The sequence below is a fragment of the Chryseobacterium sp. C3 genome, assembly GCF_014218905.1.
GTDB lineage: Bacteria > Bacteroidota > Bacteroidia > Flavobacteriales > Weeksellaceae > Chryseobacterium > Chryseobacterium mucoviscidosis.
The window spans coordinates 1-20,400 of the sequence record NZ_JACLCU010000007.1 but is presented as its reverse complement, the minus strand read 5'-3'; the positions used below and the strand labels follow the sequence as shown (position 1 = coordinate 20,400).

Sequence of the window (20,400 nt, the reverse complement as noted above, 5' to 3'; positions counted from 1 at the left end):
TTCGCAAAAAATAGTATGATGCAACTCATATAAATTTATAAATAAAGCACTTCCAATATGGTATTTTTCATTTTTAATCTGCTACCTTTAGAGTTAGAAATTCGTCTAGAAAATAATAATATTACCGCTTTTAAATAAAAAGTTTTTATTGAGCTGTATTCATCAGAAAAAAACCATCTGTACTAACAGTAAAATTAATTGTTTTATTCATTTACAATGATAAGAAAGATAAAAAGTATGAAATATTTTGTTTATAGATCCAAAATAAAGTTTTCACATGACTGGTAAAATTATTGGAATCGGCAACTGCATTCCTTCTGAAACAATTGATAATTTATTTTTTAACGATCATATTTTTCTTGATGATCAGGGAATTATCCTGAAAGACGACAATGCCTCGCTTACCGAAAAATTAAAGAAAATTACAGGTATTGAGGAGAGAAGATATGCATCGAGAGATCAGGTAACTTCTGACCTTGGCTTAATTGCTGCAAAAGCAGCCATAGAAGATTCCGGAATAGATCCTGAAACATTAGACTATATTATTTTTGCCCATAATTTTGGTGATGTCCGCTTTGGAACTGTACAATCGGACATGGTTCCGAGTCTTGCTGCACGAGTAAAGCATCTTCTGAAAATTGAGAATAACTTTTGTGTTGCGTATGACGTGTTATTCGGATGTCCCGGATGGATTGAAGGAGTTATTCAGGCAAATGCTTTCATTAAAGCCGGTATTGCCAAAAGATGCCTGGTTATAGGAGCAGAAACATTATCAAGAGTTGTTGATATCCACGACAGAGACAGCATGATCTATGCGGACGGAGCAGGAGCAGTTGTGCTGGAATATAACGATCAGGACAATTCCGGTATACAGTCTCATCTTTCGGCTTCTTTTACACTTAAGGAAAAAGACTATTTATTCTTTGGTAAATCCTACAACAATGAAGCCTGTCAGGACACAAAATATATAAAAATGGAAGGCAGAAAAATCTATGAATTTGCACTTGTGCATGTTCCGGATGCCATGAAAAAATGTCTTGACGAAAGCAAATACAGCATCGATCAGGTAAATAAAATCATCATCCATCAGGCGAATGAAAAAATGGACGAAGCCATTGTGGAAAGATTTTACAAATTATACGGATTAAAAATGCCCGAAAACATCATGCCTATGGTAATACAGAAACTTGGAAACAGCAGCGTGGCAACCATCCCATCTTTGCTTACGATGATCCTAAAAGGAGAGCTTGAAAATCACGAAATCCAGAAAGGAGATATTGTTTTGTTTGCCTCTGTAGGCGCAGGAATGAACATTAATGCCTTTGTTTATCAATTTTAGATAGAAGAAAATTATTAATTATTCTGACGGTCATGCTTTTTTAATTCTCTTTCAATTTCATTTACTTCTGTGAGTGGAAGAAGATAGCTTTCTTGAATATAATTGAGAAGATTCTGGTGAGTCTGCTTATTCATTTTCCTGATGAATAGGTGATTTCCGGACTTTAGAGATTCTATAAAATGATCGGCGTGAAGATCTTTGCCGAAAAAAGGATGATCGATAACGGCTCTTTTGTCATCATTCACAATAATATCCGTAAAATCTGTATTCATTAAGACCGTTTGAAAGAATGATTCAGCCGGAAGAAGCGTATGAAGATAATAATCCTCAAAATCCATAACCTTTTTGTTATTGGTTAAGAAAACGCAGGTTTCTCTTGTAAACATAAACCATTTTCCTCCAATGTAAGGTACAACACCCTTCATAAATTCTCTTCTGTAAACATAAGAAGAAATTTTGTGGGTAAGTTCGGTAAAATGATTCTGTATTCTTTTTAGCGTATCCGGTCTGTAAAACTTCTGGTCGTAATAGAAAATATAGTTCCTGCCTTTATTAACAGTAAGAAACTGGCGGATAATCTGTTGCGATTTTAAAGGAGAATCTTCACCGCTTAGATTAATGAAATAATCCCACTCTATACTTGCATTAAGAAGATATTCCATTGCATTCAGTTCTGTCTGGATCATGCTGAAACCGCCGGAAACGATGTTTACACTTTCCAAAATATAAACATTGGGAAACCGCACGAGATAATTCTGTATTTCTTCCGTTAAATCTGCTTTTGCTTTCCGGTCTATGTGGATAAGATAGAACTGATCTCTTGTATAAATCTTTTCAAACATCTCTTTAAAGACCTCTGGTTTATGATGAAGCATAATAAAATAGGCAATTCTTACCTGCTTTAAAGATCCGGAAGGAGATTTCTGTGGATTTGCCAGAATTGCATCTGAATATTTTTGCATAAGAATTAGATTAAAATCATCGGCATTATGCAAACAATTCTGTTGGGCGTGAAAGGTATGAATAAAATTTTGATAATCAACCTATTAAATTAAACAGTATTCATTTATTTTATCCTATCTTTGCAAAAGCATCAATAAAACAGGTTTCTGCCTTCGTTATTCTGTAATAGTTTAAGATCACAATTTTTCTTTCAGTTTACTTTTTCAGCCACCCGATTATCAGAGCGATTTCAAGTAGAATCTGTGAAGTCGACAGATTTATAATACCATAATTTTAATACCCATTACCATGCAACAAGGCACAGTAAAATTTTTTAACGAAGCAAAAGGCTTCGGATTTATTTCTCCTGCAGACGGAGGAAAAGACATTTTTGTACATTCTTCAGGATTAAGCACAAGAGAAATTCGTGAAAACGATAAAGTGAATTTTGAAGTACAAAAAAGCGAGAAAGGATTAAACGCTGTTAACGTTAAGTTAGTTTAATTCTCCACATACTCTACAAAAAAATTTTTGAAACATAATCTTTATAGATAATCTGTAAGTTCGTATAATGTTTGACTATATTAAGTAGAAATTACTTTTTATTTTTTTATGTTCATCTGCCTCTTGTTTCCGCAAGAGGTTTTTATCTGTATAATAATCTTCAATTAAAGCACATTAAAAAACAGTATTACTTTATTAAAGAAATTACAATCATATTATTGATGATTTCTTTTAAATTTAAAAAAGCATTTCAAAATAAGACAAACTATTAACATAATTTTAATTTTTCACGCAAAAGTGTATTTTTTATTTTTTTTGCCCGTTTTTTGCTCTCTGAAAATTATCACCTACTAAATATAAGATCATGAAAAAATACTTCTTCCTTCTTTCCTCTTTTATCTTTTCAGGATTTTCTGCACAGGAAACTATAGCTCCTGAAACTCCGGCTAAAAAGGATGTCATTAAAATGACAGTTCCCGAAACCTCAGATAAAATGAACATTATCAAGACGAATGTTACCGCATATGTTTTCAGAAACATCAATCTATCATACGAAAGAGCTTTTAATAAATGGTTTTCTTTAAATATGGGATTCGGAACCATGCCTGAAGGGAAAGTTCCGTTCATCAATTCTTTTCTGAGTGATGAAGACGAAAAAAGATTTCAGAATCTCGAAGTAAAATCGTTCAACTTTACCATCGAACCGCGATTTTATCTCGGAGCCGGTTACGGAAAAGGATTTTACGTAGCCCCTTATTACAGATATTCCAAAATTACTTCCAACACCTTCGATTTTTATTATGATTACACGTTCAGCGGAACGACCTATCAGATTCCTCTGAAAGGAAACGGAAGCGCACACGGAAACAGTGGCGGTGTAATGGTGGGAGTACAGTTTTTCCTTACGCCAAGCAAAAATTTAGTTCTGGATTTCTGGATCGCGGGAGCGCATTACGGAAAAGGACAGGGCGATTTTACCATGACGAGTGATGTAATCCTCACTCCCGATATGCAGGCTCAGCTAAAAAAAGAAATTGAAGATCTGGATATTCCTTATGTAAATTACACCGTAGAAACCAATGCAAACGGCGCTAAAGTAAATGTAGACGGACCATGGCTTGGCTTCAGAAGCGGATTGTCTCTGGGATATCGATTTTAAAAAATTTTATTTAACTATTTTATAGCCGAGAACTTTATTGTCCGAAAATTTTCCGGCTTCGATCATAAACCATTAGTTGAGGTCATCTATTCCGGATATTCGGAATACTTTTATATTTCGCACGAAAGAATTGTCCCGATAAAAAATTACAGAAAACAGTTTATACTGAAAACAAAAGATCGTCTATACGAGAAAATTTACAACATCATTAAATATTATTATGAGAGTTCTTTAATGGAAGCTAATGATCCCATGTATCAGCATTTTTATGCAAGTGTATTCTCTCATCTTACCGGCAAAACTGAGGATGATATACCTGAAATTTATCGACTGATGGATGAAAAAAACTATCATCTGATGATGGCAATGTTTAGCATCAAAGGTGTTGGAAATATGGAAATGCATAATGGATTGCAGGGAATGGAGTTTTTACCCGAAGACGAAAATTTAAGGACATATACGCTTCCTGAATTGGGAAGTCAATTCCTTTATACGATTTTCAGATAAATTAAATCTAAAATACTTTTCACAATTAAAGAAAAGAAATATCTTTCCTGTATGAATTCATCACAAATCACCACCGCCCAAAGAATCAAAGCAATTGTAGGCGGATCAATCGGAAACCTTGTAGAATGGTACGACTGGTATGCTTACGCTGCTTTTGCCATTTATTTTTCAAATTCTTTTTTTCCGGATTCGGATATGACGGCGCAGCTTTTAAACACAGCCGGAATTTTCGCCGTAGGTTTTCTGATGCGTCCTGTCGGAGGATGGCTTTTCGGAAGTGTTGCAGACAGAGTCGGGAGAAAAAAAGCAATGACGCTTTCCGTTTTGCTGATGTCTTTCGGATCTTTATTAATTGCTTTAACGCCCACTTATAAAACCATTGGTGTCTTGGCTCCTCTTCTGTTATTAATCGCAAGATTATTGCAGGGACTGAGTGTGGGCGGAGAATACGGTGTTTCAGCAACCTACCTCAGCGAAATGGCAACTTCAGACCGGAGAGGATTTTATTCCAGCTTTCAGTATGTAACTTTAATTGGCGGACAGTTAATTGCACTGGGAATTCAGCTCATTTTGCAGAAATTACTTTTAACGGAAGCCCAACTCGAAGATTGGGGATGGAGAATTCCTTTTGTGATCGGAGCCTTGCTTTCTGTTATCGCTTTATATTTAAGAGCCAATCTTCATGAAACCGAAGCTTTTGAGAATAAAAAAGATCTTGGTGAAAAGAAAAAAGGAACTTTAAAGGAACTGCTTAAACATCCAAAAGCATTAATTACGGTTGTAGGATTAACACTGGGAGGAACACTGGCTTTCTACACCTACACAACCTATATGCAGAAATTTCTGGTAAATACCGTTCATCTTACCAAAGAAGAATCCACACTGGTTTCTTTTATCTCTCTCTTTATTTTTGCTTGCTTACAGCCTGTTTTCGGAGCTTTGTCGGATAAGATTGGAAGAAGACCTTTATTATTGGCATTCGGAATTCTGGGAACTGTTTTTACCTACCCTCTTCTGAATGCTTTAAGCCACACTACATCAATGTGGAGTGCATTTTTCCTGATTATGTCGTCTTTAATTATCGTGAGCGGCTATACTTCCATTAATGCGGTTGTAAAAGCTGAACTTTTCCCGTCCGAAGTAAGAGCTTTGGGAGTCGGGTTACCTTATGCTTTAACGGTTGCCGTTTTCGGAGGAACGGCAGAGTATATTGCACTTTGGTTTAAACAGGCAAATGTGGAACATTATTTCTACTGGTACATTACAGCCTGTATTTTCTTTTCCTTCGTGGTATATATCAGAATGAAGGATACCAGAAAAACCTCTACACTGGATAAGGATTAATAGATAATAAAAAAAACGCGGCTCAGATTCCCTGAGCCGCGTTTTTTATCTAATGATAAGCCTGCTTAAATTTCTCTAAAATATTGTCCAGATTATGCCTCTGAACATAAACGCTCTTCACATCTTCATACCTTGGCGATTTATAAAAAACTTCGTGGAAATCCATACTGCCGTTCCCTACTTTCACCACTTTCTGTACTTCGATATTCAACTTTCTTAATTCGTCTTTAAAAACCTGAAATTCATCTTGTATATTCTTCATCTATATTTTTGGATTTAATTAAAATTACCTCTTTACATCAAACACCCTACCAAAATAAAGGGGTTGTGTTTAAATTCTGAATAAAGTTAATAAAATATTCCTTATAAACATAAGATTCAGGCAATATTTTACTAAAATATTTACGACAATCGAATTTATTTTACAAAATGTATACATTTTTAACAGATTTAACGTTTAAATAAATAATTTGAAAAATTCCACAGATTGCGCTTAAAATCGCTTTTTCAGAAGTATTTTTATCACTGTTTAATTTTTTTCCATACAGAGAAACCTGAATTCAAGAACTCCCGATTTGTGCTTCGATTCAGCAAAATCTTCAAGATGAAAAAATCCTGATTTTATTATCCAAAAACTTCTGAAAAAATATGAATGCTGGTAAATTTCACAAAAAATGAACTTTCATTAACGTTAAAATTTTAATTTCGTGTTTTAAAAATTACTTCGTGAATTATTTACAAAGATTGAAACGTGATATTAAAGATCTTTTACAATTTATAAAAAAACCAATTGACGCTCAAATTGAACTTTCTTCAAAAAGAAAATTTTACTTCATCTTCAATCTGCTGATTATTGAGATTATTTTATTTTTGGTTTTAGTGCTTCCTTTAAACTATCTCGCGGAAAAATTTATCACTTTAAAACCATCCGATGCTTTTGAAAATCTAACATGGTTTCAGGCGGTCTTTTTAATGGTAATTTTTGCTCCGCTTTCAGAAGAATTTATTTTCAGATATGCTCTCCGTTACAAAAAACTTTTTTCACACCTTATCAACAGGGAAAACTGGAACAGAATTTTTCCGTTTTTAGTCTATATTTCTTCAATCATCTTCGGATTTGTACATCTGGACAATTATGTAAACGACTCGTGGAAATTCTACGCCCTTTCTCCCTTCATTATGGCTTCTCAGTTATCGGGAGGGCTTATTTTAAGCTACATTCGCGTAAGGCTGAATATTTTTTACAGTATGCTTTATCATGCGTTATGGAATCTTCTGTTCGGAATTTCTATTCCTTGCATCATGTTGCTTTTTACGTTTCCTTTTGCTGAAAAAACACAGGATTACGATATAAGAATCGAGCAGAAAGCTTTTATAAATGACAACGAACCTGTATTATCTGAAACGAAAATAGTTGATGACAGAATATACAGCATTGAAACCAGACAATATTCACTTCAGAGTTTATTGGATCATCTTTACAGAAAAGATCAGTTTACTACAGACGAAGGCTTGATGAATATTCATTTCAAATCCGAAAAAGGAATTTCCAAGGATGAATTTTTGAAAATTTTACAGAAAGAATACGAAATCAAATAAAAAAGGTTAAAACCAATCGATTTTAACCTTCTTATATCTACAACAAATTACTTCTTAGTTTCTTCTTCCAGTTCCACTTCAGGTCTCAACTGAGCTTTATAAAGTGTGGAGTAATATCCATTTTTGTCCAGAAGTTCAAGATGTTTGCCTTCTTCAACAATTTTTCCATGCTCCATCACAATAATTTTATCCGCTTTTTCAATGGTTGAAAGTCGGTGTGCAATAATGATTGATGTTCTGTTTTTCGTAATTTTTTCAGTGGCTCTCTGAATCAGTTTTTCACTTTCGTGATCGATGGAAGACGTGGCTTCATCCAAAATCAGAATTTTCGGATCAGACAGATAGGCTCTTAAGAAAGACAGCAATTGTCTCTGTCCCAGAGAAATGGACGAACCTCTCTCGCTTACCACATAATCATATCCTCCCGGAAGCTGTTCTATAAATTCATCAACTTCAATTTCTTTTGCTCCTGCCTTTATTTTATCCAGCGTAATGCTTTCATCCCCGAAAGAAAGATTCTCAAAAATACTTCCGTGGAACAGGAAAACATCCTGCAGAACGACTCCGATATGACTTCTTAAATTATACAGTTCGTAATCTTTCAGATCAACATCATCAATTAAAATATTTCCGGAATTAATATCATATAATCTTGTAATTAAACTAATAATCGTAGATTTTCCGGCTCCGGTTGCGCCAACGATTGCAACAGTTTCACCCGGATTTACTTTAAAATCAATTCCCTTTAATACTTCCTGCTTTTCGTCATACGCAAAATGCACATTTTTAAATTCGATTTTTCCGTCAAAATGATCTTTACTTACTTTACCGTTGTTCGTCATTGCATTGTCTTCATCCATTAATCCTAAAACTCTTTCTGCACCTACAATTCCTCGCTGAATATTGTTGAAACGGTCGGCAATCTGTCGTAAAGGACGGATCAGCATCGAAATATACTGGATAAACGCAATCACAACTCCCGCACTGATCGTAATATATCCTCCGTAAAAAAGGATAAACCCGATAAAAAGAGACGAAATTAATTCCACCACAGGAAAAAACAGCGAGAAGATAAAAACCGTTCTCAGCAACGCACTCTTTAAAGTAATATTAATATCATCAAACTTTTTAAATTCAGCTTCCTGCCTGTTGAAAACCTGAATGATCGGCATTCCTGCCAGTCTTTCCTGAACGAAAGAGTTTTGGTTCGAAGTCCAGTTTCTTTCATCTCCGAATGCCTTTTTCAGCCTTTTCTGGAAAAACCTTGTAATCACGACCATTAAAGGTAAAATCGCCAATGTAATATAACTGAGATGAACATTGGTACTGAACATCATAATCAATACGAAAATAATTCTCAGTACATCTCCGAAAACCATTAAAAAACCATCCGTATACACCGTTGCAATGGTTTCCACATCACCAACCGCTCTTGTCACCAACTGCCCGATCGGAGTTTTATCGAAGAAAGACGTTTTAAAATAAATCAGCTTATTATACAACCTCTCTCTTATGTCTCTGATTACATTCTGAGAAATGAAATTGGAGAAATAAACCAGAAAAAAGTTTAAAATGGTTTCTGTGAAAACCAGACCGATCAGAAGATAAATATGCTTTAGCATCAGTGCTTTATCTTTCAGTTTGGTAATATCATTATCCACCACTTCCATGGTAAGATAAGGACGGTAAGTAGAAACTATTGCCAGAAAAATAGAAATCACTAAAGTAAGGATGAACCAAGAACGGAACTTCATTCCGATAAAGAACAGCCTCTTTACAATTCCCCAGGTATCTTGTTTTTTCATTGTACGAATTGAAGAAAAGAATTATATAAAATTCTATGCAAAAATAAGACTTTCAAATTTGTCAGCCTTTACAACTTCATTAATTCCTGATGAAAAATTCAGATTGATGTTATTTATGATATAGATGAAAAACAATAAAAATGCTCAATTTAAAACTAAGCAAAGCAAAAAACACGGATCACCGGAGATCTCCGGCGGCAAGATTTTACAGGTTCTTATCGTCGGAAGTTCCGACGGGGCAAACCAATTCTTGGGCAGGCAAAAATGAACTTCCGATAGGGCAAACCAATATTCAGTGAAACAAATGTGAATTTCCGACAGGGCAAACCAACTCTTGGGCGTACAAAAATGAACTTCCGACAGCGCAAACAAATATTCAGGGAAGCAAATGTGAATGTCCGACGAGGCAAACTACCAATGACGGCTGAAAATCATACTCCTAAAGTCCCGCGAAATGTTGTAATGCACAGGCAAGTTTTTCGATTTCGTTCATGATTTTCATTTTTTTGTTTTCATTTAAACACAAATTACACCAATATTTTTTCACAAATGACTCAAATCTAATAAAGAAAATCTAAAATTATTTGTGAATATTCGTGGTATTATTTGTGGAATTTGTGTTTAAATATTACTCAAAATCATATCCCACATCCACGAGATACAATCCGTGAGCCGGCGCAGAAGTTCCCGCAGAGTTTCGGTGTTTGTCTTCAATAACTTTTCTTACGTCTTCAGGCTTCAATTTCCCCGAACCTACCTCAACCATTGTTCCCACAATAGCTCTCACCATATTTCTCAGAAAGCGGTTCGCCGAAACCGTAAATTTCAGTTCACTTCCATGCTGCTCCCATTCTGCTTTGTACATTTTGCAGAGGTTGGTTTTATTGTCTGTGTGTAATTTTGCAAAGCTGGTAAAATCCTCATATTCAAATAAAATTTTACAGGCTTCATTCATTTTTTCGACATCCAAAGATTTTCTCCAGTGCTGCCACGCCGATTCTTCCGTGAACGGATTTTTTTCAAGGGAAATATAATATTCATACGTTCGGTAAGTAGCGTCAAAACGTGCATGGAAATCATCTTTTACAGGAAAAATTCTTTTAATGGAAATATCCGCCGGAAGAAAACTGTTCAGCCTTCTCACCAATTCCTGGTCCAAAATTTTCTCCGTATCAAAATGAGCAAAAATCTTCTTCGCATGAACACCTGTGTCGGTTCTCCCCGCTCCCGTTGTCTTAATCTCTTCTCTTAAAATCGTGGAAAGTGCTTTCTCCAGTTCTTCCTGCACAGAAATAGCATTCGGCTGAATCTGATAACCGAAATAATTCTTGCCGTTGTAGGAAAATTCTATAAAATATCTCAAGGTAATAAAATAAATATCTGTTGTTTATTTCTACATATAACTTAATTTGAATCAATATCAATTTGTATTTCTTCCATAAACGAAGTGGCTTTGTTTAAGTCAAAAAAAAGATTTGTTATAATAAAACTTTGTTAACCTTGCGAAAACTTAGACGCAAAGGACTACAAAGATTTTATTTATCTAAAATTCCAAATATTTTAAAGATAAACAAAGCCACTTCATTTATCACAGAAAGACAAGTTAAAATGCACAGCAGATTATAACTCTACAAAAATACTTTAATTTGATGATAATCAATAACAGATTTTTTAAATAAATATCGAAAAGTAGCTCCCATAATCATTCAAATCCATGTGAAATTTCCTATTTTTGCAAACGTATGAAAAGATGGTACCTCTATCCTTTTTCCCTCGGCTATCACATGGTAACGGGTATCCGAAACACAATGTATGATCTGGGAATTTTTAAATCTGTGAAATTCAAAACGCCGATAATCTGTGTCGGAAACCTTTCTGTGGGCGGAAGCGGAAAATCGCCAATGGTGATGTATCTTGCTCATTTCCTGTCCAAACATTACAGAACCGGCGTGCTTTCCAGAGGATACGGAAGACTTACGAAAGGATACGCTGTTACGAATTATGAAAGTAATTACAAAACTGTAGGCGATGAAGCCATGCAGTTGTTTGAACGCTTTAAAAACCGTTTTGTAATCGCCGTTTCCGAAGAAAGAGTTCCCGGAGCCAAAAAAGTAATCAGCGATATGGATCTTGACGTTCTGGTTCTGGACGATGCAATGCAGCACAGAGCGATAAAAGCCGGATTCAATATTATGATGACTGATTTTAATGATCCTTACTTCAAAGATCATCTTTTACCTGCGGGAGATTTGAGAGAATCAAGAGCAGGATCCAAAAGAGCGGATATCATCATGGTGAGCAAATGCCCAGATGAACTTACCGAGGAAACCAAACAGTATTACATTTCCAGAATAAGACCGGATCGTACGCAGAAAGTATTCTTTTCATCCATCGGATACGACGAAAATGTATACGGAAGAGAAAAAATGCTTCCCGACAACAACCTGAATTATTATGATATTCTTTTAATTACAGGAATTGCCAATCCGAAACCTCTCCTCACCCATCTTTCAAAATTTTCGCAAAGGGTAAAACACTTAAAATTCAGAGATCATCATAATTTCACGGAAGCCGATATCAAAAATATTATAGCAGAATATAAAAAACTAGGGGAATATAAATTGATTTTAACCACTGAAAAAGACTACGTGCGTCTGAAAAGTTTTGATTATCTTAGAGATATTGTGTACTACTGGCCGATCAATGTAATTATTGATAAAAAGGAAGAATTCAATCAAATCATCTTAGATTATGTTAGAAAAAATTAAGCAGACCGCAGATTTCGTTAAAAACATCATTAAAGAAGCTCCCGATTTTGCCATTGTTTTAGGCTCCGGCTTAGGCAAACTGCAGGATGAAGTGGAAGCCATTCATACTTTAGAATACACTGAAATCCCCAACTTTCCGCAGACTACCGTTGCAGGACACGGCGGAAAACTGATCTACGGAATTCTGGAAGGAAAAAAAGTTCTGATGATGAGCGGTCGTTTTCATTACTACGAAGGGCATTCCATAGAAACGGTGGTCTTTCCGATCCGTGTTTTTTATCTGTTGGGAATTAAAAATCTCATTCTTTCCAATGCTTCAGGCGGAATTAATCCAGACTATAAGATCGGAGATATTGCAATCATCCGGGATCACATCAATATGATGCCTGAACATCCGCTTCGTGGCAGAAACATTGATTCTTTCGGTCCCCGATTTGTGGATATGAGCGAACCCTACAACAGAAAAATGATCTCCGTTGCACAAAATGTTGCTTCTGAACAGAATATTACCGTCCACCAAAGTGTTTATGTAGCTTTACAGGGACCCACTTTCGAAACTCCCGCAGAATACGGAATGATTAAAGCCATTGGCGGAGATCTTGTGGGAATGAGTACCGTTCCGGAAGTGATCGTTGCTAAACATATGGGAATGGATGTTTTCGGTATTTCCGTCGTGACCGATTTGGGCGGTCCCGATATTGCCCACTCCGTTTCTCACGAAGAAGTTCTGAACGCTGCCAATACAGCCATGCCGAATGTAATTGCAGTGGTAAAAGGTTTGGTGAAAAATTATTAGTAAACCTAAGATTATTAACAATAAACTTGTTTAAACTAATTTCAGAATTAACCGCAAAAGGGACAAAAGATAATGTTAAAGCGAATTTCCAGAATAATCAACTTTAAATAAAAAATTTAGTAGATCTTTTTGTGACTTTTGCGGTTAAATAAAGTTTAAACAGACTTAATATTTGTCGATGTTTTCAGAACGATAAAATTTGTGAATTTCTTAATTGTAAATTCAATAGAAATCTTCAATCCCATCAATTTTCATTAAGTCATCAAAAATCAACTAAGATTGGACGGCATTGTCTAGATTTGCATACATAATTTTTTTGAACATGAAAAAACTGTTGTTACTATTAATGATGGGAATTTTCGGATTAGGCTGTTCTCAACAGGCACCGAAAGTCCTGAAAAAGGGTTTCTCCAAACAAGCTTTGGCGCAGAAACTGGAAGATGAAGACGGAAAGACGGTTACCATTCAGCAGATTCTGGATCAGCATAAAGGTAAAGTTCTGGTTATTGATTTTTGGGCAGGATGGTGCAGAGACTGTTTAAATGCACTTCCGAAAGCCAAAGAACTGGAAGAAAACAATAAGAATATAGATTTTGTATTTCTATCTTTAGACCGTTCCAAAGAAGGCTTTGAAAGAAGTCTGGAAAAATTTGAGATGAAAGACAAAGAAAACTACTGGTTCTCATCCGGCTGGAAAAACGATTTCAACAATTATGTTGATCTGAACTGGATTCCACGTTATATGGTGATTGATCAGAAATCTTCCATTGCAAAATACTACGCTATTACTCCTGAAGATCCGGAAATACAGGCAACAATTGATAAACTTTTGAAGTAATTCTTATTTTTACCGCAAAGTAAAACAAAGCTTTATTTTTTATATTGTCTATTATTTTAAGTTATACAAAGGCGCTTCGCTTAAATAAAGTAAGACAAAATTTATTCAATTGTATTTCGAAAATAAGTGAAACGGCTTTGTTTTATCTTAAAAATATTTCATTTCTATAAATCTTTGTCTACCCTTGCGATTAAATAAATTAAGGACAAAAGAAAATAATTAAAAATACAGGAATCCATATCTTTGCGGTATGGATTCTTCTTTTCCCATGCGCAAAATAATTCACGTCGATATGGACGCATTCTATGCTTCTGTGGAGCAGCATGACAATCCTGCATTGAAAGGAAAAGCAATTGCAGTCGGAGGCGGAGATCGCGGTGTGGTTTCGGCGGCAAGTTACGAAGCCAGAAAATTCGGAGTCCGGTCTGCAATGCCCAGCAAAACAGCAAAAGAAAAATGTCCGCACCTTATTTTTGTTCCTCCACGTTTTGCACGTTACAAAGAAATTTCTAAAAAGATCCGCGAAATTTTTCACGAATACACCGATCTGGTGGAACCGCTTTCCTTGGATGAAGCCTATCTCGATGTTACAGAAAATAAAAAAGGAATGGAATCTGCCAATCAGATCGCCAAAGAAATCCGTCAGAAAATTTTTGAACAGACCGGACTTACTGCTTCTGCCGGAATTTCTGTGAATAAATTTTTAGCCAAAGTCGCTTCAGATATCAACAAACCGAACGGACAAAAAACCATTCATCCCGACAAAATCGAAGGTTTTCTGGAAGAACTTCCGGTAGAAAAATTCTATGGAGTAGGAAAAGTAACGGCTAATAAAATGTTCAGTCTGGGTATTTACAAAGGAAAAGATCTAAAGAAAAGATCCATTGAAGATTTAACAAGACTGTTCGGAAAATCCGGAGCTTATTATTACAATGTGGTTCGCGGAATTCATCATTCGGAAGTAAAACCGCACCGAATCCAGAAAAGTGTGGCGGTAGAAAGAACTTTTTTTGAAGACCTTTTTGATGAACAGCAGGTTGACGAAAAATTACAGAGCCTAAGCGAAGAACTGCAAAACAGATTGCAGAAAAATAATATTCTCGGAAGATCTTTAACTTTAAAAATTAAATACAAAGATTTCTCACTGTATACAAGAAGCATTACCAAAGAAGAATATTTTTCCTCTGCCGAACAATATTTCAATACCGGAAAAAAACTTTGGGAACTGAGACCTTTCGATAAGCCGGTGAGACTGTTGGGATTATCTCTCTCCCAGCTCAACACCGAAGAAAAAAAACAGTTTTCCGTTCAACTAAAAATCCCGTTTAAGGAATTCGAAGATCAATAATCCGTTTTTTTTCACTAAATTGTAGTAACCAAATTTTACAATTTATGAATGAAACGATGATTCAGTATTTCCATTGGTATTCTGAAGGAGACAGTAAGCTGTGGAAAGAAGCAGAACAAAATGCAAAATATTTAGCCGGACTCGGCATTACCTCAGTCTGGTTCCCGCCCGCTTACAAAGGCGCAACAGGAGGTCATTCTATTGGCTACGACGCTTACGACCTCTATGATCTCGGAGAATTTGATCAGAAAGGAACAATTCCCACCAAATACGGTACTAAAGAAGATTATCAAAAAGCGATAAAAGCGCTTAAAGAAAACAATATTAAAGTAATTGTAGATATTGTACTTGGACATAAAGGCGGAGGCGATGAACTGGAAACCTTTAAAGCATTAAAAGTAGACGAAGAAAACAGAGAAAAAATAATCTCGGATGAAATAGAAATACAGTCTTATACCAAATTCACCTTTCCCGGAAGAAATAAAAAATATTCTGAATTTGAATGGAACTTCACCTGCTTCAGCGGTGTGGATTATGCCGAAGGAATGGATTCGCAGATTTTTAAAATTAAAAATGAATACGGAACCGACTGGGAAGAAATGATCGACGATGAGAAAGGAAATTACGATTACCTGATGTACAATGATGTGGAACACAGAAATCCGTTCGTGCGCGAAGAACTGAACAACTGGGCAAAATGGTACTTTGATGAAACCGATTTCGACGGAGTTCGACTGGATGCCTTAAAGCATATTTCATTTGATTTTTATAAAGAATGGCTTACTTTGCTTCGTTCCAATACCGGAAAAAATATTTTTGCGGTCGGCGAATACTGGGCTCCTGGATATCTGAATCTCTTGCAGAAATACATCGATGTTACCGAAGGATGCATGAGTCTGTTCGACAGTTCGTTACAGAATAATTTTCACACCGCTTCCAACGAAGGAAATTCTTATGATTTGCGGAGAATTTTTGACGAAAGCCTTACTCAGGCAGATCCGCTTCACTCGGTAAGTCTTGTGGATAATCATGACACGCAGCCTTTACAGGATCTTGAAGCTCCAGTTGAAGAATGGTTCAAACCTTTGGCGTATGCATTGATTCTGCTGAGAAAAGACGGTTATCCGTGTGTGTTTTATCCGGATCTCTACGGAGCGCATTATGTGGATAAAGATAAGGAAGGCAATGATCAGGAAATATTTTTAAATAAAGTGGACGGTATTGAAGAACTTCTGAAAGCAAGAAAAAACAATGCTTACGGCGAACAGAGAGATTATTTTGAGGATGCCAATTGTCTTGGATGGGTTCGTGAAGGTGATGAGGAACATTCCGGATGTGCGGTTGTCTTAAGCAATAAAGACGCGTACGAAAAACCTATGGAAATGGGAGAAAGATACATCGGACAAACGTTTTATGATGCTTTGGGTAGATTTGAAGATAAAATTACCATTGATGAAAACGGTTGGGGAAATTTCCCGGTTCCGGCAGGAAATGTGAGTGTCTGGCTTGCTGAATGAGTCTGAACACGAATATCACAAATGGCTTTCACAAATGACACTATACTTTTTTTAAATGAAGCTATCTAAAATTTATTTGAATATTCGTGAAAATATTTTTGACACTTGTGTTTAAAAAATGTAGAAAATTCGTGGTATTCGTGTTTAAAAATAAAACTAAACTTTTCGGAGTTCAAGAATTTCCGGTCGCTCAGAGTGATCGGAAATTTTTCCTGTTCTTGCAAATTCCGCCCACAATGCGCGAAGTTTTTTTCCGTTTTCCTGAATGTGTTTCCACGGAACATCTTTTAAAAGTTCTGCCGATTTCCATGCTTCCTGATTTTCGAAAATCAGCGGAAGATCTACACAGTGGGAAGCTCTGATATAATTGTTTTTCAGAACAGAATTAATTTTAAACTGATAAATATTTCCACCACCCGAAGCATAATTTTCAGCAAAAATCTTTGCCGGTTTTTCGTAAATGGATTCTGTTGTTTTACGAACGATTTTGTTGAGAATTTTTTCGTGGAGATAAGTATAAAGTCCTTCCTGAGCTGTTTTTACATAAAAAGCAGTTTCGTCGTGATTGGAACCGATCAATACATCATACTTTTTCGCATTCGCTTTCCATTCTGGTAAACTTTCCTCTTCCGTGCACAAAGGCGCAAAACCATACTGCGTACAGAAAGGCATGGACGTTTTTAAACCATATTTTCTGAATGACGGTAAAAATTTCACGTATTCATCCACCATTTTCAGGGAATCTTTTTCATGTTTCAGAAAATCGGTCTTATTGAAAAATTCTAAAGACATTTTGCTTCTTTTCATCCTGAAACCAAGCGGTGCGCTGTGGATAATAGCTCTTTTAAACAAACCGTCAATTCCTTCGGAAATCATGAGATGTGCAATCGCATCGCCTCCGGAAGACTGCCCGAAAAGGGTAATATTTTCCGGATTTCCGCCAAAACTATGAATATTTTTCTGAATCCATTTCAGAGATTCAATCATATCAAACAAACCTAAATTGGCAGGTCTTTCTTCGTTTCCTCCCAAAAATCCGAAAAGCCCGAGACGATATGTAATAGAAACAACGATAAGATTCTGCTCTTTTACCCAAACCGAAGGATCGGAAGTAGGCAGATCTCCACAGCCAATTTCATAGGAACCTCCGTGAATCCATACCACCACTGGAAGTTTTTCATTTTCTTCAAAATTTTCAGGACGGGTAACTGTTAAAAACTGAGGAGACTCATCGGGTTCAAAATGATCGACATTTGTTTTCTGGATCAATCTTTCAAGTAACGGACTGATGTGTTGAGGACAAACCGGTGTTTTATCCGGAATTTCGTGACTCTGTATTTCTTCTACAGGAACGGGCTTTTTATATCTTTCTGATCTCGCGTAACGGATGCTTTTCGCTTTGATCACACCGTTTGTTTTTATAGCAGAGATTTTACCGATAGAAGTATGAAAAGTATGAATTCCTGTATTTTGCTTTAACGTCATGATGAAACAAAATTTTTCTGCTTTTTAAATGTAGTAATTTTCTCAATTTAATGAAACATCAATGTCCCTGTTTTAGACAGTTTTTCACAAATAAATTCTTAAAATCACCTAAGTAAGCAATGAAATATCGTTCTGGTTTTTGCTTCAACCAATCAGTTTAAAGATTTATATTCACTTGGAGAAACACCTACTTTGCTTTTAAAAAGCCTGGTAAAATGCTGCGGATATTTGAATCCAAGATTGTACGAAATTTCACTGATGGATTTGGCGGAATCGAAAATCTGGTCTTTTGCCACATCAATCAGTTTATTGTGAATGAATTCCTGAGCGGAAACTCCCATTTCTTTTTTAATTAAATCTCCAAAATAATTCGCTGAAAGATTAAGCTGTTCCGCAAAGTAATTTACCATCGGAAAGCCTATATTTTTAGGCTTTTCGGAGGTGAGATAATCGTTCAGCAGACTTTCAAACTTTCCGATGACTCCCTGATTGATATGATCTCTGGTGATAAACTGTCGGTCGTAAAACCGCATACAGTAATTCAGGAAAAGCTCGATATTATTTACAATTAAAGATTTACTGTGTTTATCAATTGTCTGTTCCAGTTCGTGCTTGATATTTTTAAAACATTCAAGAATAATTTCTCTTTCTTTTTCTGAAAGATGCAGTGCTTCATGAACTTCATAGGAGAAAAAATTATAGTCTTTGATATTTTTTCCAAGGTTGGTTCCTTTTAATAAATCAGGATGAAAAATAAGAGCAAAACCGGCTGGCTGAATGTAGGTACCTGCATTAGAAATTCCGTACGTCTGTCCGGGAGCAATAAAAACCAGTGTTCCTTCCTGATAATCGTAGCTGTGTTTTCCGTACTGCATATCGCCGCACATCACATCTTTTAAAAAGACCGTGTAAAAACCAAATTGTCTCAAATGCTGACAAATGGGATCGGATTGGGAAAAATCGATTACACTTACCAAAGGATGTAACGTCTCGTGATTCAGCATTTTATTGTATTCTGAAACCGTATTGTAGATTTCAACCTCCTGATTTTTCATGAAGTAAATTTTAATTGCTTTTCAAAATTACCACTTTTAATCCTACGTTTTATTTCGTCTGTAAAATTGGTACATCTTTCCGTAATTTATATAAGATGATTTGTTCTAAAAGGTTCGAATTTTGCAGCTAAGAAAATAACGAATTCCCTATTCTGAATCAAAGAATAAACTAATCAAAATAATTAATACTAAACAAAATGAGTACATTCACAGTAAAAGCTTACGGAGCAGAATCCAAGACTGCCGATTTACAGGAATTAAATATTGCAAGAAGAGAAGTAACGGCAAAAGACGTAGAAATTGAAATTCTATACTGCGGTGTTTGCCACTCCGATCTTCACACCGCAAGAAACGACTGGGGCGGATCAATGTATCCTGTAGTTCCGGGACATGAAATTGTAGGGAGAATTACAAATGTAGGAAATGAAGTTTCTAAATTTAAGGTCGGAGATCTTGCGGCAGTCGGCTGTATGGTAGATTCTTGCGGCGAGTGCGAAAGCTGCAAACACGATCTTGAGCAATATTGCCAGAATGGTTTCACAGGAACTTACAACGGGCCGGACAAACATTTGGGAGGTCATACTTTCGGCGGATATTCTCAGAAAGTAGTTGTAGATGAACATTTCGTATTAAGCGTTCCTGAAAACTTAGATTTAGCGGCTGTTGCTCCTCTTCTTTGTGCAGGAATTACAACATGGTCTCCGTTAAGACACTGGAATGTAGGTCCTGATTCTAAAGTTGCTGTTGTAGGTTTGGGAGGTTTGGGACACATGGCGATTAAACTGGCAAAAGGTTTAGGCGCTGAAGTAACGTTATTCTCCAGAACTCCGGGAAAAACGGAAGATGCTAAAAATCTGGGAGCAGATCATGTGGTGATTTCTACGGAGCAGGATCAGATGGATGCTGTAAAAGGGAAATTTGATGTGATTATTGATACTGTTCCTTATGAACACGACATTAATCCTTACATGCAGACTGTTGCTTTAAACGGAACTCTGGTTATGGTAGGATTTGTAGGGGAATTCGAGAATGAGGCTCCAAGTACAAGACCGCTTATTTTCCAGCGCCGTTCTGTTGTCGGATCTTTAATCGGAGGAATTGCCGAAACTCAGGAACTTTTGGATTTCTGCGGAAAACATAATATTGTATCGGATATTGAATTAATCAAAATGCAGGATATTAATGAAGCGTATGACAGAATGCTGAAAAGCGACGTGAAATACCGTTTCGTGATTGATATGCAATCTTTGTAATTCTTTGTATATTGTTAACTAAGGCTCTCTTCGGAGGGCTTTTTTGTTGACGGTTGGTGGTTTAGGTTTAATAGTCAAAAATAGTTGGTAAAATTCATCGTACTGCCGATTGTTACTGATGATATATAAAGTTTATTGAAC

At 36.0% G+C, this 20,400-nt stretch carries 19 protein-coding genes; 13 read left to right on the top strand and 6 right to left on the bottom strand.

Annotated features, from left to right (window positions below; genetic code table 11):
* Positions 1–277: 277 nt before the first annotated feature.
* A complete protein-coding gene (locus H6W53_RS15575; RefSeq protein ID WP_185208118.1) occupies positions 278–1,339 on the top strand; it encodes a 3-oxoacyl-ACP synthase III family protein in 1,062 nt (353 codons plus the stop codon).
* A gap of 14 nt (positions 1,340–1,353) precedes the next feature.
* On the opposite strand, the gene H6W53_RS15570 is transcribed toward H6W53_RS15575, so the two are convergent.
* The gene (locus H6W53_RS15570; RefSeq protein ID WP_185208117.1) at positions 1,354–2,301 is read right to left on the bottom strand and encodes a beta-1,6-N-acetylglucosaminyltransferase; all 948 of its coding nucleotides are present in this window, start codon (positions 2,299–2,301) and stop codon (positions 1,354–1,356) included.
* A 289-nt stretch (positions 2,302–2,590) separates the two neighbouring features.
* Here H6W53_RS15570 and H6W53_RS15565 point away from each other — a divergent pair, with 289 nt between their 5' ends.
* The 4 genes from H6W53_RS15565 to H6W53_RS15550 all read left to right on the top strand — a co-directional run bounded on the left by H6W53_RS15565 (position 2,591) and on the right by H6W53_RS15550 (position 5,795).
* Complete coding sequence (locus tag H6W53_RS15565; protein ID WP_185208116.1) at positions 2,591–2,785, top strand: cold-shock protein; 195 nt, start codon at positions 2,591–2,593, stop codon at positions 2,783–2,785.
* A gap of 364 nt (positions 2,786–3,149) precedes the next feature.
* A complete protein-coding gene (locus H6W53_RS15560; RefSeq protein ID WP_185208115.1) occupies positions 3,150–3,944 on the top strand; it encodes a DUF3575 domain-containing protein in 795 nt (264 codons plus the stop codon).
* Positions 3,945–4,178: 234 nt separating this feature from the next.
* On the top strand, positions 4,179–4,451 hold the full coding sequence (locus H6W53_RS15555; protein ID WP_185208114.1) for a hypothetical protein: 273 nt from the start codon (positions 4,179–4,181) through the stop codon (positions 4,449–4,451).
* Positions 4,452–4,502: 51 nt separating this feature from the next.
* Positions 4,503–5,795: an MFS transporter gene (locus H6W53_RS15550; protein ID WP_185208113.1), complete on the top strand. Its 1,293-nt coding sequence runs from the start codon at positions 4,503–4,505 to the stop codon at positions 5,793–5,795.
* A 49-nt stretch (positions 5,796–5,844) separates the two neighbouring features.
* On the opposite strand, the gene H6W53_RS15545 is transcribed toward H6W53_RS15550, so the two are convergent.
* Entirely contained in the window at positions 5,845–6,057 is a 213-nt protein-coding gene (locus H6W53_RS15545; protein ID WP_029295611.1) for a hypothetical protein, read from the bottom strand.
* Positions 6,058–6,521: 464 nt separating this feature from the next.
* Here H6W53_RS15545 and H6W53_RS15540 point away from each other — a divergent pair, with 464 nt between their 5' ends.
* The gene (locus tag H6W53_RS15540) at positions 6,522–7,394 is read left to right on the top strand and encodes a CPBP family intramembrane glutamic endopeptidase (protein ID WP_185208110.1); all 873 of its coding nucleotides are present in this window, start codon (positions 6,522–6,524) and stop codon (positions 7,392–7,394) included.
* Positions 7,395–7,441: 47 nt separating this feature from the next.
* On the opposite strand, the gene H6W53_RS15535 is transcribed toward H6W53_RS15540, so the two are convergent.
* Positions 7,442–9,199 carry an ABC transporter ATP-binding protein gene (locus tag H6W53_RS15535; protein WP_185208108.1) on the bottom strand — a complete coding sequence of 586 codons (1,758 nt, stop codon included), beginning with the start codon at positions 9,197–9,199 and terminating at the stop codon, positions 7,442–7,444.
* A 140-nt stretch (positions 9,200–9,339) separates the two neighbouring features.
* Here H6W53_RS15535 and H6W53_RS15530 point away from each other — a divergent pair, with 140 nt between their 5' ends.
* Positions 9,340–9,498 (top strand): hypothetical protein, encoded by a 159-nt coding sequence (locus tag H6W53_RS15530; protein ID WP_185208106.1) that lies wholly within the window; start codon positions 9,340–9,342, stop codon positions 9,496–9,498.
* A gap of 329 nt (positions 9,499–9,827) precedes the next feature.
* Here H6W53_RS15530 and truA read toward each other — a convergent pair whose 3' ends face one another.
* Positions 9,828–10,562, bottom strand: a complete 735-nt coding sequence (gene truA / locus H6W53_RS15525; protein ID WP_185208104.1) for a tRNA pseudouridine(38-40) synthase TruA — start codon at positions 10,560–10,562, stop codon at positions 9,828–9,830.
* Positions 10,563–10,941: 379 nt separating this feature from the next.
* Between truA and lpxK the strand changes: the two genes are divergently transcribed.
* From lpxK to H6W53_RS15500, 5 genes are all read left to right on the top strand, one after another.
* Complete coding sequence (gene lpxK / locus H6W53_RS15520; RefSeq protein WP_185208102.1) at positions 10,942–11,967, top strand: tetraacyldisaccharide 4'-kinase; 1,026 nt, start codon at positions 10,942–10,944, stop codon at positions 11,965–11,967.
* The gene (locus H6W53_RS15515; protein WP_185208100.1) at positions 11,951–12,763 is read left to right on the top strand and encodes a purine-nucleoside phosphorylase; all 813 of its coding nucleotides are present in this window, start codon (positions 11,951–11,953) and stop codon (positions 12,761–12,763) included. The genes lpxK and H6W53_RS15515 overlap by 17 nt, the downstream gene beginning before the upstream one ends.
* Positions 12,764–13,085: 322 nt before the next feature.
* Positions 13,086–13,601: a TlpA family protein disulfide reductase gene (locus H6W53_RS15510; RefSeq protein WP_185208098.1), complete on the top strand. Its 516-nt coding sequence runs from the start codon at positions 13,086–13,088 to the stop codon at positions 13,599–13,601.
* A gap of 250 nt (positions 13,602–13,851) precedes the next feature.
* The gene (gene dinB, locus H6W53_RS15505; protein WP_185208097.1) at positions 13,852–14,949 is read left to right on the top strand and encodes a DNA polymerase IV; all 1,098 of its coding nucleotides are present in this window, start codon (positions 13,852–13,854) and stop codon (positions 14,947–14,949) included.
* A gap of 44 nt (positions 14,950–14,993) precedes the next feature.
* A complete protein-coding gene (locus H6W53_RS15500; RefSeq protein WP_185208096.1) occupies positions 14,994–16,466 on the top strand; it encodes an alpha-amylase in 1,473 nt (490 codons plus the stop codon).
* Between the two features lie 156 nt (positions 16,467–16,622).
* Here the strand turns inward: H6W53_RS15500 and H6W53_RS15495 are convergent, their stop codons facing one another.
* Entirely contained in the window at positions 16,623–17,951 is a 1,329-nt protein-coding gene (locus H6W53_RS15495) for a carboxylesterase family protein (RefSeq protein WP_185208095.1), read from the bottom strand.
* A gap of 152 nt (positions 17,952–18,103) precedes the next feature.
* Positions 18,104–19,006 carry a helix-turn-helix domain-containing protein gene (locus H6W53_RS15490; protein WP_185208094.1) on the bottom strand — a complete coding sequence of 301 codons (903 nt, stop codon included), beginning with the start codon at positions 19,004–19,006 and terminating at the stop codon, positions 18,104–18,106.
* Positions 19,007–19,203: 197 nt separating this feature from the next.
* On the opposite strand from H6W53_RS15490, the gene H6W53_RS15485 reads away from it, so the two are divergent.
* Entirely contained in the window at positions 19,204–20,259 is a 1,056-nt protein-coding gene (locus H6W53_RS15485; RefSeq protein ID WP_185208093.1) for an NAD(P)-dependent alcohol dehydrogenase, read from the top strand.
* Positions 20,260–20,400: the final 141 nt, after the last annotated feature.

Bases quoted from the DNA above. Each gene is read 5' to 3' on its own strand.
- H6W53_RS15575 (WP_185208118.1), top strand. From the start codon at position 278: ATGACTGGTAAAATTATTGGAATCGGCAACTGCATTCCTTCTGAAACA.
- H6W53_RS15570 (WP_185208117.1), bottom strand. From the start codon at position 2,301: ATGCAAAAATATTCAGATGCAATTCTGGCAAATCCACAGAAATCTCCT.
- H6W53_RS15565 (WP_185208116.1), top strand. From the start codon at position 2,591: ATGCAACAAGGCACAGTAAAATTTTTTAACGAAGCAAAAGGCTTCGGA.
- H6W53_RS15560 (WP_185208115.1), top strand. From the start codon at position 3,150: ATGAAAAAATACTTCTTCCTTCTTTCCTCTTTTATCTTTTCAGGATTT.
- H6W53_RS15555 (WP_185208114.1), top strand. From the start codon at position 4,179: ATGGAAGCTAATGATCCCATGTATCAGCATTTTTATGCAAGTGTATTC.
- H6W53_RS15550 (WP_185208113.1), top strand. From the start codon at position 4,503: ATGAATTCATCACAAATCACCACCGCCCAAAGAATCAAAGCAATTGTA.
- H6W53_RS15545 (WP_029295611.1), bottom strand. From the start codon at position 6,057: ATGAAGAATATACAAGATGAATTTCAGGTTTTTAAAGACGAATTAAGA.
- H6W53_RS15535 (WP_185208108.1), bottom strand. From the start codon at position 9,199: ATGAAAAAACAAGATACCTGGGGAATTGTAAAGAGGCTGTTCTTTATC.
- H6W53_RS15530 (WP_185208106.1), top strand. From the start codon at position 9,340: ATGCTCAATTTAAAACTAAGCAAAGCAAAAAACACGGATCACCGGAGA.
- lpxK (WP_185208102.1), top strand. From the start codon at position 10,942: ATGAAAAGATGGTACCTCTATCCTTTTTCCCTCGGCTATCACATGGTA.
- H6W53_RS15515 (WP_185208100.1), top strand. From the start codon at position 11,951: ATGTTAGAAAAAATTAAGCAGACCGCAGATTTCGTTAAAAACATCATT.
- H6W53_RS15510 (WP_185208098.1), top strand. From the start codon at position 13,086: ATGAAAAAACTGTTGTTACTATTAATGATGGGAATTTTCGGATTAGGC.
- dinB (WP_185208097.1), top strand. From the start codon at position 13,852: ATGGATTCTTCTTTTCCCATGCGCAAAATAATTCACGTCGATATGGAC.
- H6W53_RS15500 (WP_185208096.1), top strand. From the start codon at position 14,994: ATGAATGAAACGATGATTCAGTATTTCCATTGGTATTCTGAAGGAGAC.
- H6W53_RS15495 (WP_185208095.1), bottom strand. From the start codon at position 17,951: ATGACGTTAAAGCAAAATACAGGAATTCATACTTTTCATACTTCTATC.
- H6W53_RS15490 (WP_185208094.1), bottom strand. From the start codon at position 19,006: ATGAAAAATCAGGAGGTTGAAATCTACAATACGGTTTCAGAATACAAT.
- H6W53_RS15485 (WP_185208093.1), top strand. From the start codon at position 19,204: ATGAGTACATTCACAGTAAAAGCTTACGGAGCAGAATCCAAGACTGCC.